The sequence below is a fragment of the Sulfuriroseicoccus oceanibius genome (assembly GCF_010681825.2).
GTDB classification, from domain to species: Bacteria; Verrucomicrobiota; Verrucomicrobiia; order Verrucomicrobiales; family SLCJ01; genus Sulfuriroseicoccus; species Sulfuriroseicoccus oceanibius.
On record NZ_CP066776.1, the window covers coordinates 429,807 to 443,249 of the forward strand.

General features: G+C 59.5%; 13 protein-coding genes. 4 read left to right on the forward strand and 9 right to left on the reverse strand.

Features of this window, described 5'->3' with window-relative positions; all coding sequences use genetic code 11:
* Positions 1-429 precede the first annotated feature (429 nt).
* On the reverse strand, positions 430-804 hold the full coding sequence (locus G3M56_RS01755) for an Hsp20/alpha crystallin family protein (RefSeq protein ID WP_164363834.1): 375 nt from the start codon (positions 802-804) through the stop codon (positions 430-432).
* Between the two features lie 77 nt (positions 805-881).
* The gene (locus G3M56_RS01760) at positions 882-1,268 is read right to left on the reverse strand and encodes an Hsp20/alpha crystallin family protein (protein ID WP_164363833.1); all 387 of its coding nucleotides are present in this window, start codon (positions 1,266-1,268) and stop codon (positions 882-884) included.
* Between the two features lie 349 nt (positions 1,269-1,617).
* Between G3M56_RS01760 and G3M56_RS01765 the strand changes: the two genes are divergently transcribed.
* Both G3M56_RS01765 and G3M56_RS01770 read left to right on the forward strand, forming a co-directional pair.
* Complete coding sequence (locus G3M56_RS01765) at positions 1,618-2,919, forward strand: Glu/Leu/Phe/Val family dehydrogenase (RefSeq protein ID WP_164363832.1); 1,302 nt, start codon at positions 1,618-1,620, stop codon at positions 2,917-2,919.
* Between the two features lie 10 nt (positions 2,920-2,929).
* Positions 2,930-4,138: a cation:proton antiporter gene (locus G3M56_RS01770; RefSeq protein WP_235203529.1), complete on the forward strand. Its 1,209-nt coding sequence runs from the start codon at positions 2,930-2,932 to the stop codon at positions 4,136-4,138.
* Here the strand turns inward: G3M56_RS01770 and G3M56_RS01775 are convergent.
* Positions 4,129-4,653 (reverse strand): peroxiredoxin-like family protein, encoded by a 525-nt coding sequence (locus G3M56_RS01775; protein ID WP_164363831.1) that lies wholly within the window; start codon positions 4,651-4,653, stop codon positions 4,129-4,131. The genes G3M56_RS01770 and G3M56_RS01775 overlap by 10 nt on opposite strands.
* A 296-nt stretch (positions 4,654-4,949) precedes the next feature.
* A complete protein-coding gene (locus G3M56_RS01780; RefSeq protein ID WP_164363830.1) occupies positions 4,950-5,309 on the reverse strand; it encodes a hypothetical protein in 360 nt (119 codons plus the stop codon).
* A gap of 192 nt (positions 5,310-5,501) precedes the next feature.
* On the opposite strand from G3M56_RS01780, the gene G3M56_RS01785 reads away from it, so the two are divergent.
* Complete coding sequence (locus G3M56_RS01785) at positions 5,502-6,455, forward strand: helix-turn-helix domain-containing protein (protein WP_164363829.1); 954 nt, start codon at positions 5,502-5,504, stop codon at positions 6,453-6,455.
* Positions 6,456-7,323: 868 nt separating this feature from the next.
* Here the strand turns inward: G3M56_RS01785 and G3M56_RS01790 are convergent.
* The 5 genes from G3M56_RS01790 to G3M56_RS01810 form a co-directional block, all read right to left on the reverse strand.
* Positions 7,324-8,532: an IS256 family transposase gene (locus G3M56_RS01790; RefSeq protein WP_235203327.1), complete on the reverse strand. Its 1,209-nt coding sequence runs from the start codon at positions 8,530-8,532 to the stop codon at positions 7,324-7,326.
* 232 nt (positions 8,533-8,764) lie between these two features.
* Positions 8,765-9,406 (reverse strand): tRNA (adenosine(37)-N6)-threonylcarbamoyltransferase complex dimerization subunit type 1 TsaB, encoded by a 642-nt coding sequence (gene tsaB, locus G3M56_RS01795; protein ID WP_164365674.1) that lies wholly within the window; start codon positions 9,404-9,406, stop codon positions 8,765-8,767.
* Positions 9,399-9,866: a tRNA (adenosine(37)-N6)-threonylcarbamoyltransferase complex ATPase subunit type 1 TsaE gene (gene tsaE / locus G3M56_RS01800; RefSeq protein ID WP_164365673.1), complete on the reverse strand. Its 468-nt coding sequence runs from the start codon at positions 9,864-9,866 to the stop codon at positions 9,399-9,401. Before tsaE ends, tsaB begins: the two co-directional genes overlap by 8 nt.
* 102 nt (positions 9,867-9,968) lie before the next feature.
* Positions 9,969-10,883 (reverse strand): thiamine-phosphate kinase, encoded by a 915-nt coding sequence (thiL, locus tag G3M56_RS01805; protein WP_164365672.1) that lies wholly within the window; start codon positions 10,881-10,883, stop codon positions 9,969-9,971.
* Between the two features lie 3 nt (positions 10,884-10,886).
* Positions 10,887-12,590, reverse strand: coding sequence for a glutamine--tRNA ligase/YqeY domain fusion protein (locus G3M56_RS01810; RefSeq protein WP_164365671.1), 1,704 nt, complete (start codon positions 12,588-12,590; stop codon positions 10,887-10,889).
* Between the two features lie 112 nt (positions 12,591-12,702).
* Here G3M56_RS01810 and msrA point away from each other — a divergent pair, with 112 nt between their 5' ends.
* Positions 12,703-13,350 (forward strand): peptide-methionine (S)-S-oxide reductase MsrA, encoded by a 648-nt coding sequence (gene msrA, locus G3M56_RS01815; protein WP_235203530.1) that lies wholly within the window; start codon positions 12,703-12,705, stop codon positions 13,348-13,350.
* Positions 13,351-13,443: the final 93 nt, after the last annotated feature.

Here is a 13,443-nt window from a genome sequence, read left to right on the forward strand (position 1 = left end):
CGCGGATCCCCCCATCCTGAATCATCCTAGGCATCTGCGGACTCCCTTCCGGCGAGAACATCTGGATGGGAGCCGCAGTGATTCAATCAAGCGCGAGCTTGGTGAACTGGCGTCATCTCCTGCGAATGGCGCTCCAGCTGCTTCTCCGCCGGCTCGTCGACATTCGTGTACCAGCCCCTTCCTGAAAAGCAGCTCGAAAGAAGGGTACAAGACAGACACAGGGCGAACAGTTTTGTTGTTTTCATAACACTCCAACTCTCAACACATCGATAATGTTAGAAACATCCCACCCCGCGCATCTGCGGACGAAACCACACAACCGTTCAAACGGGTCCGTTCCGCCACGGCAAAGGGCCGCTGCCCGGAAATGCTCCGGACAGCGGCCCCACTGGTCACCATGAGAAAAATTCGCCTGCGATCGAGCGCGGCTTAGCTGATCTCGATCTTGCGTGGTTTGGTCTCTTCACGCAGCGGGATGCGCAGCGCGAGGATACCATTCTCCAACGCGGCCGATACCCGGTCCGTGTCGAGCTGATCCGACACCCGCAGGTTGAGGACATAACGAGTGTCGTCGATCTCGCGATGGACGAACATCTGGTCGCCCGGTGCTTCGAAGCGACGGCTGGCCTCGACCGACAGCACGCCCTTGTCGAAGTTCACCGAGACATCCTCCTTTGCCACTCCGGGCAAGGCGATCCCGACCTCCAACGCATCGTCGAGACGCTTTGTGTTGTAAGGTGGGCGCACGGTTGGAAGTGCTGCGGCGGTTTCCTGTTCAGGCTTGGTAAGAGTGCATGTGCTCATTGTAGTAAATAGATTGGTTAGATTGATGTCAGTTCTCCCTGTGTGGGCATTTGAAATTGTTCGTCCCCAGTCGATGCTCAGTTGATCTCGATCTGGCGTGCCTTGGCTTCCTCGGCCCGTGGCAGGGTGACGGTAAGAATGCCGGCATCGAGTGCTGCGGTGATCGCGCTCTGGTCGACCGTGCGGCTCAGACGAAACGTGCGGCTGCGACGGTCATCGCCGCAGTACTGGTCAATCGTGAGCACGCCGTCCTCGACATTGATCGAGAGGTCGTCGCGGGTTGCGCCCGGCAACTCAAGCCGGATCATGTAGGCATCGTGCCCTTCCAGCACATCGGCGGCCGGTTCGTGCGTGCCGATGCTCTGACCGGCAAAAAGGCGGTCGAAATCGCGAAAGGCGGATTCGAACAAGGCGTCGAATGGAGATGCGTTTGCTGGTGCTGTTGGAATTCTGGTCAGTTTCATAGGTGGGTTTGGTTGATGTGATCGAGTCCGGTCGGTTCATGAGTTCGCTGACCGGCTGGCATCTTCGTTTGCACAGACCGTGCCAGCGCCTCCCAGAACTCCCCAACACACTTAAACCAAAGGCATTATCAAGATACCCGACAGCAACACCAACCCGGTTGGCACACCCGGAATCTGCCAATGTGACGCAAAACGCGTCAAAATGACGTGACAGATTGACGCGCCCCATCAGCAGCGAATACCAGCAGCGGTGATTGGGGGAGGCGAACCAGACAGCACTGCTGCCACTTCCAGTCGATTCGTCCGTTGCCTGGCATCGGCTAACGAGCGCCCGTCGTAATCGATGGACATGGCAGATTCCTCCTCACCCTTTGAACGCGCACTCACCCGACTCGATGCCGCCCTTGAGCTGAGCCACATCCACACCGAAGCGCTCAACCGCTTGAAGTTTCCCAAGTCACTGATCGAGGTCTCCATTCCCGTTCGCATGGACGACGGCGGTCTCCAGATCTTCAAAGGCTACCGGGTACACCACGATGATAGCCGTGGTCCATGCAAGGGAGGCATCCGCTACCACCCCGAGGTGGAAATCGAAGAAGTGAAAGCGCTCGCCTTCTGGATGACCTGCAAAACCGCCGTGGTCGGCGTGCCCTTTGGGGGCGCCAAGGGCGGAATTTGTGTCGATCCGAAAGAGCTGTCTGCCACCGAATTGGAGCGCTTGAGCCGAGGGTTCATTCAGCGGGTAGCTGACTTCATTGGGCCCGAGACCGATGTGCCGGCACCTGATGTTTACACCAACGCGATGGTGATGGGGTGGATGATGGACGAGTATTCCAAGATCGTACGTCAACGCACGCCGGCGGTGATCACGGGCAAGCCGATCCCACTCGGGGGCAGCGAAGGCCGAGAGGAAGCGACCGGAGCGGGCGCCTACTACGCGCTGCGCACATTGGCGGAAGACGAGGGCTGGGATCCATCGCAGATGACCATCGCGGTGCAGGGGTTCGGCAACGCGGCGCGTCCGTTTGCCAAGATGGCGGCGAGCGACGGCTACAAGGTGGTGGCGGTTTCCGACTCACGCGGCGGCATCTTTCGCGAGGACGGGTTCGATGTGGAAAGCCTGGCCAAGCGCAAACTTGAGTCGCGCAAGCTTGAGGCCATTTACTGCGACGGCGGCGTATGCGAAATGGTCGATGCCAAGAACGTGACGAATGAGGAGCTGTTGGAGCTCGATGTCGACATCCTGGTTCCCGCCGCACTCGGCGATGTGATCAATGAAGACAACGCTTCCAAGATCCGCGCCAAGCACATCATTGAACTGGCAAATGGCCCGATCGACCCAGCCGCCGACCGCATCCTCCACGACGCAGGCATCGAGGTGATCCCCGACATCCTCGTCAACGCTGGCGGCGTCACTGTCTCGTATTTCGAATGGGTGCAAAACCGCGCCGGTTACTATTGGACCCGCGAACGCGTGCTCAAGGAGCTCGAGGAAATCATGGTGCGTGAAACCCGCGCCGTGCGCGCACTGCGCAAAGATCACCAAATCTCCACCCGCACCGCCGCTTACGTCCACGCCCTCAACCGCATCGGCGATGCCCTCGCCGCCCAGGGCACCAAAGACTACTTCGCCGAACAAGCCGAGCGCTGAGCCAGCACCCGTGAAAGAGCCCGCCTATCTCTTCCTGATGCTCGGGGCTACGTTCCTGCTGGGACTGGCCGCCGACGCCATGGGCCGGCGCACGTCGCTGCCACGGGTCACGTTGCTGATCATTCTTGGCTTTTTGGTCGGACCAGCCTGCCTCGACCTGCTTCCGCCGGTGCAGGATGCCTTGTTCACGCTTTCCGCCAACATCGCACTGACGATGGTCGGCTTTCTGCTCGGCGAGCGGATGGGGAGTCTGCTTGCAGAAGGCGGAGCTCGGGAAATGCTCATCATTTCCATCACCGTGGCGTTGCTCACGGCGGCGATCGTTGGGGCGGGACTGTGGCTGGTCGGTGTACCTGTGGTATTGGCATTGCTGTTGGCAGGGATTGCCACCGCGACCGACCCGGTAGCCACGGTCGACGTCATTGATGCGGTGGGTGCCAAGGGGCGGTTCAGCAAGTTGCTGCTGGCGATTGTGGCAGTCGATGACGCGTGGGGGCTCTTGCTTTTCAGCCTGCTGTTGTCGGCGGCGGGGATCCTGTCGGGAAATGCCGGTGATGCTTGGGCCCCGTTGTGGGAGGGGCTGTGGGAAATTGCGGGCGCCCTCGGCCTGGGTGGAATTCTGGGTGTCTTGATGGCCTATGTCACCGGGCGGATTTCGCCCGGGGATCCTACACGCCTGGAAGCAATCGGCTTCGTCTTCCTCCTCTGCGGTGGCTCGCTGATGCTCGAGGTCTCGTTTGTGCTGGCCGCTATGACAATGGGTATGGTGGTGTCCCTGCGGGCGAAGCACCACGAGCATCCATTCCACGAAATCAAACGGCTCGAGCTTCCGTTCATGATTCTGTTCTTCCTACTGGCGGGCGCACACTTCGAGCTCCGCTCGCTCGCCACGGTTGGCATAGCCGGAGCTTGTTTCATCGGCTTACGCGTCCTCGGGCGAATCGCCGGCGGATGGGTGGGAGGAAAGCTCGCCGCCTCGCCGGCGTCCATCCGGCGCTGGATCGGATGGACGCTCATGCCGCAGGCGGGGGTCTCCATTGGCATGGCATTGCTGGCGGCAGAGAAATTCCCGCACCACTCCGACGCCCTTATGCAAATGACAATCGGCGCCACCGTGCTGTTCGAACTCGCCGGCCCCGCCCTGACCCGAGTGGCCCTGCTCCGCGCAGGAGACCAGGCGTCCATCGTTGATCGTCCTTCAGAGCCCCATCAACAATGAGTGCCGCGAATAGGGTAGTCGTTCTCCTGCACCCACTCGACGGTATCCAGCAATTCAGCGAGGTCCGCACGGTTGAAGGGCGTATTGGAGAGCTCGATCAGGTGCAATCTGCCATCGCTGTTCAGGGCGAATGTTGCAGGCTCGGGGAACGGCCGATCGGTTTCCTCCGGGCTACGAGGGTCCGAGACGTAGAGTCCCAGTTCCTGCATTTGTGGCACCGTCAGCCCGTAAGCGACGGGAAATTGGAGCCCGTGCGTGGAGACCATTTTCTCGGCTTTCTCCAGAGGGTCCCCCGAGATGGCGACTAGTTCCGCATTCGCGTTGGCAAAGCCCGTGCGCAGTTCTTCAAGGCGCTTGAGATACTTGTGGCACAACGGGCAATGCAGACCGCGGTAAATGATAACGATTTGCCACAGTCCGGGCCGGCTGGTTTTTCCCAATGTCACCTCGTCTCCACCCACCAAGGGCAGAGTCAAGATGGGCAACGTTCCTCCGGAGATCAGTTTTTGGCTCATAGGCAGGCTGGCAGGTTACACGCTGCCATGCCTTACGAGCCCACCCCGCACAGAGGTTGGCTTAATCTCAGGAATTCACGGCTCTGGGTTATACCATTTGAACGGTCAAATTGGCGGAATGGCGGAGAGCTTTTTCGAGTGAGGCAGGGCGCGAACCGCGATGCTAGCGGGCTACCTGAGCTGTGAGTAACGCAGCATCACTCAAAAAGATCCCGCCAAGATCACTTTCTTCACACTATCTACCACCAATCCCATCCCATCCCATCGGTTCCGACAAGGTGACCGTCTACATGGTATTATTCGCCCGCCAAAAGCTCGCGCGGCGAGTCGTCGCTGAGCAAGATCACTTCGTACGCGTCCGGGGCTGCATCCTCGATGCACCGGCGAATTCGCAGAGGCCCGTGAGTCAGGACGAAAGCATTCATGTCCTCGATCTCCACAAACCAATCCTCGTCGTCCAGATGGCGCACGATCATGTCGTCCTCAATCCGATGGTCGGATCCATCGGCATACCATGACGACGCATTGCCACCAAATGCAGGAACGCATTCAGGGCGCATCGCATACCGACGGTCGATACGTACATAGTGATCACGCACGGCATCCTCACATGGCTTGCCGGGGGACAGATGGGCTCTGGAAATGTGGTACTTCATACGATCGGGTAAAATCCCAGTCAGGAGCATACTGAGCCATCTCCCGCTCGTATTGGTAAGGGCATCGCGTGTCCGGTCGGACCGTCCCCAGTCATCATATCGCCGCCCAGAAAGCCAGCACACCGCACCGCATGGGGATGGTTTGGAATGGAAACCACTGCTGGCACCTCCCATCCCCAGGAGCAGATTTTTATGAGTACACTCACCTCGGTCGAAACCTTTTATTCCTCACTCGGAGAGCTCATCCGAGCGTGGCGCAAACACCACAAAGTCAGCCAGGAAGCTCTGGCCGAGCGCATCGGCGTCTCCGCCAGGGAAATCCGCCGCTGGGAGTCACGTGGCAACAAACCGTCCATCCCCGGCGAAGAAAACCTGGAAGACCTGGCGGAAGCCACCCGCATTCCCTTCGGCGTGATCCTTTCACTCGCCGCCCGTTTGCCCATCCCAGTCTATTACTCAATGAGCCAGCGCCATTACTCGGCGGCACCGGATGGCCTCGATCGCGACTACTCCAACCTGCTGCCGCGCTCGGTGAGTGACGTCCACGCCAATGCGCCGGTGGCCAAGGTGTTGCCGATCGAGCGGGCCAAGCAAGTCGAACGGATCATGGAATACCACTACTCCGTGTATCCATCACAGCGCCAGATTGACCCAGGGCTGATCCTACAGGCAGCCACAGACCTGCCCCAGTTCAACATGATCCTCAACGACCCATGGGGGCACTTCGCCGGGTATGCTTCCACCCTGCTGATCTCGCAGGAATGCTGTCAGGCACTGGTGGAACGCAAGAAGCGGGTGGAAGATCTGACCGTGCGCGACATGCGCCGTCCGGACCAACCGAGCGTGATGTTTGTGTTCTCCGGTTATGCCGCCCACTGCACGATCACGATGGTGATGATGAAGCACTACTTCGAAGCGGCGCTTCACTGGTACCGCCGCACCGGCGACCGACCGATGGCAGCCTTCGCCGTTTCGCGCAACGGCTTGGAGTTGTTCCGTCATTTTGGATTCACCGAAGACTTCACGGATCCGGCGGAAAGGCGCGCGCTGGGCATGGAGATCACACCAACCTTCGGCCGCACCACGCTCAAATCCTTCGTCAACACAGCCTTCGGCGGCACCTTGCGCGGGATGGGCGTCGCGTGAAATGGGTGAGCTTCGGGTCTTTGCGTGGGCTTTCCCATTTGTGGAACCACGAAGAACTCGAAGTTCACGAAGGAATAGGGGAGCAACGAACGGACTGTCGTTGGTTCATCGATGAATACCCACTCCCCAATCCTCCCAATCCCGTAATCTGCGGAAGAAAAACGCGACTGGTGGTGACCGCTCGCCCACTCTCCGCCGCCGAAGCTAGCTGCCCTTTGGGATCTTTGGGTCTCTGCGTGAGACCACCCCAACGACGCCAGGAATGTCGTCCCTCCAGCGCTGCGCGTGTTCGAGAGCCGAACTGATGGCAGGGCTTTACGCGTCAACGACAGGAGTTTCGTTGGGCCATCGATGAATGCCCATTCCACCAGTTGCGATGGAGCTACCACACTCCTGTGGTAGTAAGAGGCTCACGTCGTTCCGAGCGCCCCCCACTCCCAAATCCTCCCTATCCCGTAATCTGCGGAAGAAAAACGCGACTGGCGGTGATCGCTCGCCCATTCTCCGCCGCCGGAGCTAGCCGCCCTTTGGGATCTTTGGGTCTCTGCGTGAGACTACCCCAACGACGGCTGGAATGCCGTCCTTCCAGCGCTGCGCGTGCATGGTTCGGCAGCTGAGCTGATGACGGCGCCTTCCGCGTCAACGACAGGAGTGTCGTTGGTCCATCGGGGGATGGTGTTCGTAAGGGGGGCGATGGAGCTACCACACTCCTGTGGTAGTAAGAGGCTCACGTCGTTCCGAGCGCCCCCCCACGCCCAAATCCTCCCTATCCCGTAATCTGCAGAAGAAAAACGCGACTGGCGGTGACCGCTCGCCCATTCTCGGTTATGTACGTCAAGTTCTGCAAAAAGGGTTTGATGGATGATGATCAGGCTGCGGACGTTTGATTTGAAGTAAGGCTGAGCTTTTGGGCTTCTTTGAGGTGATCCATGTTCAGGTAGCGGTGTTGATCGATCCACTGCTCATGGACTTGATGCGTGACAGCCCGGATTAAACGTTGGGCTGCAGCCTGGTTGGGGAAGGTTCGGATAATGTGCGTACGACGCTTAATCTCCTCATTGAGTCGCTCGAGCATATTCGTGCTTTTGAGATGCTTGTGATGCTCTCTGGGAAGTCGATAAAAGGTGAGCGTTTCTTCGATCTCACTTTCGACCCAGTCACAGAGCTTGTGGTATTTGCCTCCCCACTTCGCCAACCATGCCCGCAGATCCTGACGCGCTTCATTGATGTCTCGACGGTCATAGATCCAGCGCAGCTCGGTGCAGCAGTCGTCGTCATGCTTGCGAGGTAGATGATCAAGAGCGTTGCGAAGGAAGTGGACGTAGCAGCGTTGCCACAGCGCCTCGGGAAGCACTTCGCTGATAGCTCGTCGCAGGCCGGCATGGTTATCAGTCACGCAGAACTCAACACCCGTCAGTCCGCGTTGCTTGAGTTGAAGTAGGAAGTTCTTCCAGCTGCTTCCGCTTTCCCTTTGATCGAGCTCGGTAGCAAGGACCTCCCGTCGGCCATCCCAACTGATGCCAATGGCGATCAACACAGCCTGGCTGCGCACCACGCCGTTCTCTCGAACCTTTTCGTAGCGGGCATCCAGGATGAGGTAAGGATAAGCGTGGTTGAGCTTGCGTCGGGCAAAGTTCTCAAGCTCTTCGTCCAACGTTTTGTTCAGCCTGCTTACCACACTGGCGCTGACCCGGTGACCGCAGAGCTCCTCGGTGATCTGCGCGACTTTACGTGTCGAGACGCCCTGCACGTACATTTCGATCAGGGTGCTTACCAAAGCCTTCTCGCTGCGTTGATAGCGATCGAAGATCTCGGTGCTGAAGAGTCCGTCGCGATCTTGAGGGACGCGCAGCTCGATCCTTCCTACCCGTGTCAGGAGACTGCGTTGATAACTGCCGCTGCGATAACCTCGGCGTCTGTCGCTGCGTTCTGATTTTACCGCCTGGAGTGTCTCGTTCATTTCTTCTTCGAGCATCTCCTGCATCAATTTCTGAACCAAGGGCCTCAGAAAATCTTCCTGCTCGGCAAGAATACTTTTCAACTGCGGCGTTGTGGTCTTATCTGGTCGTGGGGTCATGGTGTGACGATTAGGGGTTCTTGTTTTGTTAAAAACCTAATCAATCATCATGACCCTTTTTGCAGAAGCTTTGGCACACTACCCCATTCTCCGCCGCCGGACCTCGCACGGCTTTGCGTCTTCGCGTCTCTGCGTGAGACTTCCCAAGTGCGACTCCGCCGTGCGGACGGGCTTCCCGAGCAGATGCTCGGCGCTCCAGCATAAATCTGGAGTCCTGCAGGAAAAGCCGCCGCTACTTCTTCGCCGTGGTGACGAATGGGGCGCCGAGGTACACCGGCTCCACTGCGAGATCAGTCGGGTAGGCGGACTCGTTGGCAAGAAAGCGGGAAACGAGCGTCGTCACCTCGGGCAACGCAGGGTGAATCCCTTCCGCCAATGGCTTGGGATCGAGGGTCAACAACGGTCCCGACCAGTCGAGCCTCCGCTCATCGAGCTGCTCGACCGGGAACATCTCGGTGCCGCCGACGGTCGCGCCCTCTTTTACTTCCCAATGGAATGCCGATCCCCGACGGGCATCGCCGATGACGTGAAAATCATTCACCGCCGGATCGCCCAGACCGAGCACCGAGGGCACGCCAATGACAGGACAGCTACGTGCGGCGGCGATCCCATTGGCCGCCGCAATTCCGATCCGGATCCCAGTGTACGAACCCGGCCCGGTCGCAACTACGATGCGGTCGAGAGGTGCGGTGCCCAGCGCCTCCAACAACGCCCCCAATGGAGCGAAGATCTGCGAGTTGTGCGAGCGCTCGGATTGGAACTCATGTTGCGCCACCACCTCCAGAGCCGCCGGATCCGCGGCATTCACCAGCGCGACGCAGCCGCGCGTGGTCGAGGTATCGATCACCAATAGCATGCGGGATGGGTTAGTCATGGTCGGTAAAAGCTTCGGGTGCGGTGTCCAAGCGCTGGATCTCACGGGTGGAATCATCGACGGGGCGCAGTTCGAACCATTGTGTGTTCGGTGGCATCATCGATGGAAATTTGTTCGCCCACTCGACGATCACCACACCACCTTCATCAAGATAATCATCCCACCCGAGGTCGAGCAGCTCGTGCTCGGAGTTGATGCGGTAGAAATCGAAGTGGGACACACGCGGGGTGGTGTCGCGGTAGACATTCACCAGCGAAAAGGTCGGGCTGGATGCGTGTTGATCAGAACCCAGCGCAGCGATCAACCCGGCGGAAAAGTGGGTCTTGCCAGCACCCAGCGTGCCGATCAACGCCACCACATCGCCATCCTTCAAGGTCGCAGCCAACTCCGCAGCCGCCGCACGCGTTGCGTCAATGCTGGCGAGACTCAGAGGCTCATTGGGATTGGGAAGAAAGCTCATGGGAGAACAACGTGAACCACGATGAGCACGAAGCTCACGAAGGTGGCGATTCCGGATCCATCATGTTCATCATGTGAATCCTGTCAAAATGCAGAGCTCACATTAATCCGAAAAGTGGTCGAATCCACCGTGGAGTGGGGTGGCGTCTGCGGATCCAAGTTCGACCAGCCGGCCGATCCGGGTGAGGGGAGTATCTGGGAACGCGGAGCGCCAGTTGATCAGCAAGGCGCGCACGTGATCTTCGGGCACCGCTACCAGCAACTCGAAATCCTCACCGTCGTTGAGCGCATCGGTCGGCGTGGAGTCGCCGCGCAAGGGCAGGGCGGTTGGGTCCACGTGCGCGTCGCAGCCGGATGCCCTCGCCAAACGTGGCAGGTCCTTTGCCAAGCCATCGGAAAGATCCATCATCGCCGTCGCTCCATTGGCGGCGAGCCATTGCCCCTCCGCCAGACGCGGGATGAAATCGAGATGGTGCCCGGCAATCGATCCACCAAGCACCCCGGTCACAAACAACGCATCGCCAGGCTCACCGCCGGCACGCGTCGTCACATGGTCGCGATCGACATCCCCGGTGAGTGCAATGTTGACCATCAACGCATCACGATGCGGTGGCGGAGCCGACGTGGTTTCTCCGCCGACAATCTGCACACCAAAGCGCTCGCCCACCGCACGCAGACCGTCGTACAGCGCATCGACCTGCGCCAGCGTCGTGGTGGGAGGCAACATCAAAGTCACCAAGGCATGGCGCGGCGTGCCGCCCATCGCCCCGATGTCCGAGATCGCGCGCGCAAGTGCCTTGTGACCAACACGCCGGAAATCCTCATCCAACGTGAAGTGCACGCCACCGACCACGCAGTCGGTCTTGAGCAGCGTCAGCCGATCACTGCCGGTGTCGCACACCGCGCAGTCATCACCGGGGCCGACAATCACATCACCGCCCACCGGAGCCGCGGCGAAGCGCTCGAGCAGGTACTGCTCGCCGAGTTCACCAACGGTCGGGGACGGATGATCTGACATGGTTTATTTTCCTTTCGCTTTCGCCCACGAGTCGCGCAGACCCACGGTGCGGTTGAAGATCGGGTGGTCCGGCGTGCTGTCGTGACGGTCTGCCACGAAGTAGCCAACGCGCTCGAACTGAACGCGGGTCTCCGGCTTGGCGGCCCACGCCAACGCCGGCTCAAGCTTGGCGTGCACCACGTCGAGCGACTCCAGGTTCAGGTTCTCGGTGAAGTCATCGACGTCGGCTTCCGGGTTCTCCACGGTGAACAAACGGTCGTACAAACGCACCGGCGCATCGACACAGCGGTCGGCTGAGACCCAATGGATCACGCCCTTCACCTTGCGGCCTTCTGGGTTCTTGCCGAGCGTGTCGTGGTCGACGGTGCAGAGCAATTCGATCGGATTTCCCGCTTCATCGCGCACGACTTCCTCGCACTTGATCACGTAAGCGTAGCGCAGACGCACCTCGCGGCCCGGAGCCAGACGGAAGAACTTCCGCGGTGGGTTCTCGTCGTCGAGGAAGTCCTCGCGCTCGATGAAGAGCGAGCGCCCGAATGGAATCGCACGGTCACCGGCTTCTGGATCTTCAGGGTTCAAAATGGCGCGCAGCTCGTCGAATCGGTCTTCGTCCCAGTTGGTGAGTGTCACCTTCAATGGATCGAGCACCGCCATGTAGCGTGGCGAGGTTTTGTTCAAGTGGTCGCGGATCGCGTGCTCGAACAACGCAATGTCGCTGGTCGAGTTGAACTTGGTCAGCCCCACGGTGCGGCAGAACGAACGGATCGCCTCAGGCGGCACGCCGCGACGGCGCAGACCCGAGATGGTCGGCATGCGCGGATCGTCCCATCCGGTCACGCATTCCTCTGCAACCAGGCGCAGCAGCTTGCGCTTCGACATCACCGTGTAGTTCACATTGAGACGCGAGAACTCGATCTGGCGCGGCTTCGATGGCACCGGGCAGTTTTCGATCACCCACTCGTACAACGGACGGTGGTCTTCGAACTCGAGCGTGCACAGCGAGTGCGTGATGTGCTCGAACGCATCCTCAAGCGGGTGCGCGAAATCGTACATCGGGTAGATGCACCAGGCGTCGCCTGTGTTGTGGTGCGCGTGGTGCATGATGCGGTAGATCACCGGGTCGCGCAGGTTCAGGTTCTGCGAGGCCAGGTCGATCTTGGCGCGGAGCACCGCTTCGCCTTCCTTGAACTCACCGGCGCGCATCTTCTCAAAGAGCTCGCGGTTGGCCTCAGGCGAGCTGTCGCGGTCTGGGCTTGGCGTACCGGGCTGGGTGAGGGTGCCGCGGTTTTGGCGGATCTCCTCAGGCGACTGGCGGTCAACGTAGGCCAGGCCGTTGTCGATCAAGTGCATGGCGCACTCGTAAAAGCGCTCGAAGTAGTTCGAGGCGAAGAACAAATTGTCGCCCCAGTCGAAGCCGAGCCACTTCACATCTTCCTGGATCGAGCGCACGTATTCGTCCGACTCCTTGGCCGGGTTAGTGTCATCGAAGCGCAAATGGCAGCGGGCGCCGGTGGCTGCGTTTTCCTCGGCGAGTCCGAAGTTGAGGCAGATCGACTTGGCGTGGCCAATGTGGAGGTAGCCGTTTGGCTCGGGCGGGAAACGGGTCACGGTCGTTTCGTGCACGCCGTTGGCGAGGTCGTCGCGGATGATCTCGCGGATGAAATCGAGCTTTTCCGGGGCGTCGGACTCTGGAGAGGTGGTGCTCATAGCGTTCGGGTGGTCGGATAAATTGGAATAGCGGACGATTAGAAGTCGTCGTATCGGCAATACCTACTACGAAGATGTAGGGGCGTCACCCAAGATCACTCAAGCATCCATCATGAAAAGGACAAAAATCCACTGGAGCATCGTCGGCGCTCTCGCGTTACTCTTCTCCGCAGTCTGCTGCCAATCGAAAGATTCCAACCAAAACACCAACCGTATGCCAGATCGAGAAATCACCACCCCAGGCGAAGGCCACGAACAAATCAGCCTCGGCGCCGGATGCTTCTGGTGCGTCGAAGCCGTGCTCAAGCAAGTCGACGGCGTGCTCGGCGTCACCTCCGGCTACCAGGGCGGCCACACGGAAAACCCAACCTACCAGGAAATCTGTACCGGCACCACCAACCACGCCGAAGTCGTCCACGTCGTCTACGATCCGGAGAAACTCACCACCGACCAACTGCTCGACTGGTTCTGGCGCCTCCACGACCCAACCCAGCTCAACCGCCAGGGCAACGACATCGGTACCCAGTACCGCTCGGTCATCTTCTACTACACAGACGACCAGAAAGCCGTGGCCGAAGCGTCGATGAAGGCAGCCCAGGCGCACTTCGACCAACCGATCGTCACCCAGATCGTCAAAGCCCCTGAATTCTACCCAGCCGAAGTCTCCCACCAGGACTACTACGAGCTGAACAAAAACAAGAACCCATACTGCCGCGCCGTCATCACTCCGAAGCTCGAGAAACTCGGACTCGAGAAGTGAGACGGGGCTGCAGATCGCCAGGATCTTGGCGGCTCAGTTTTCAGTACACCTCGCTGCCAAGCCCGAGCAATCGGTCCTATAGGGCATATAGGA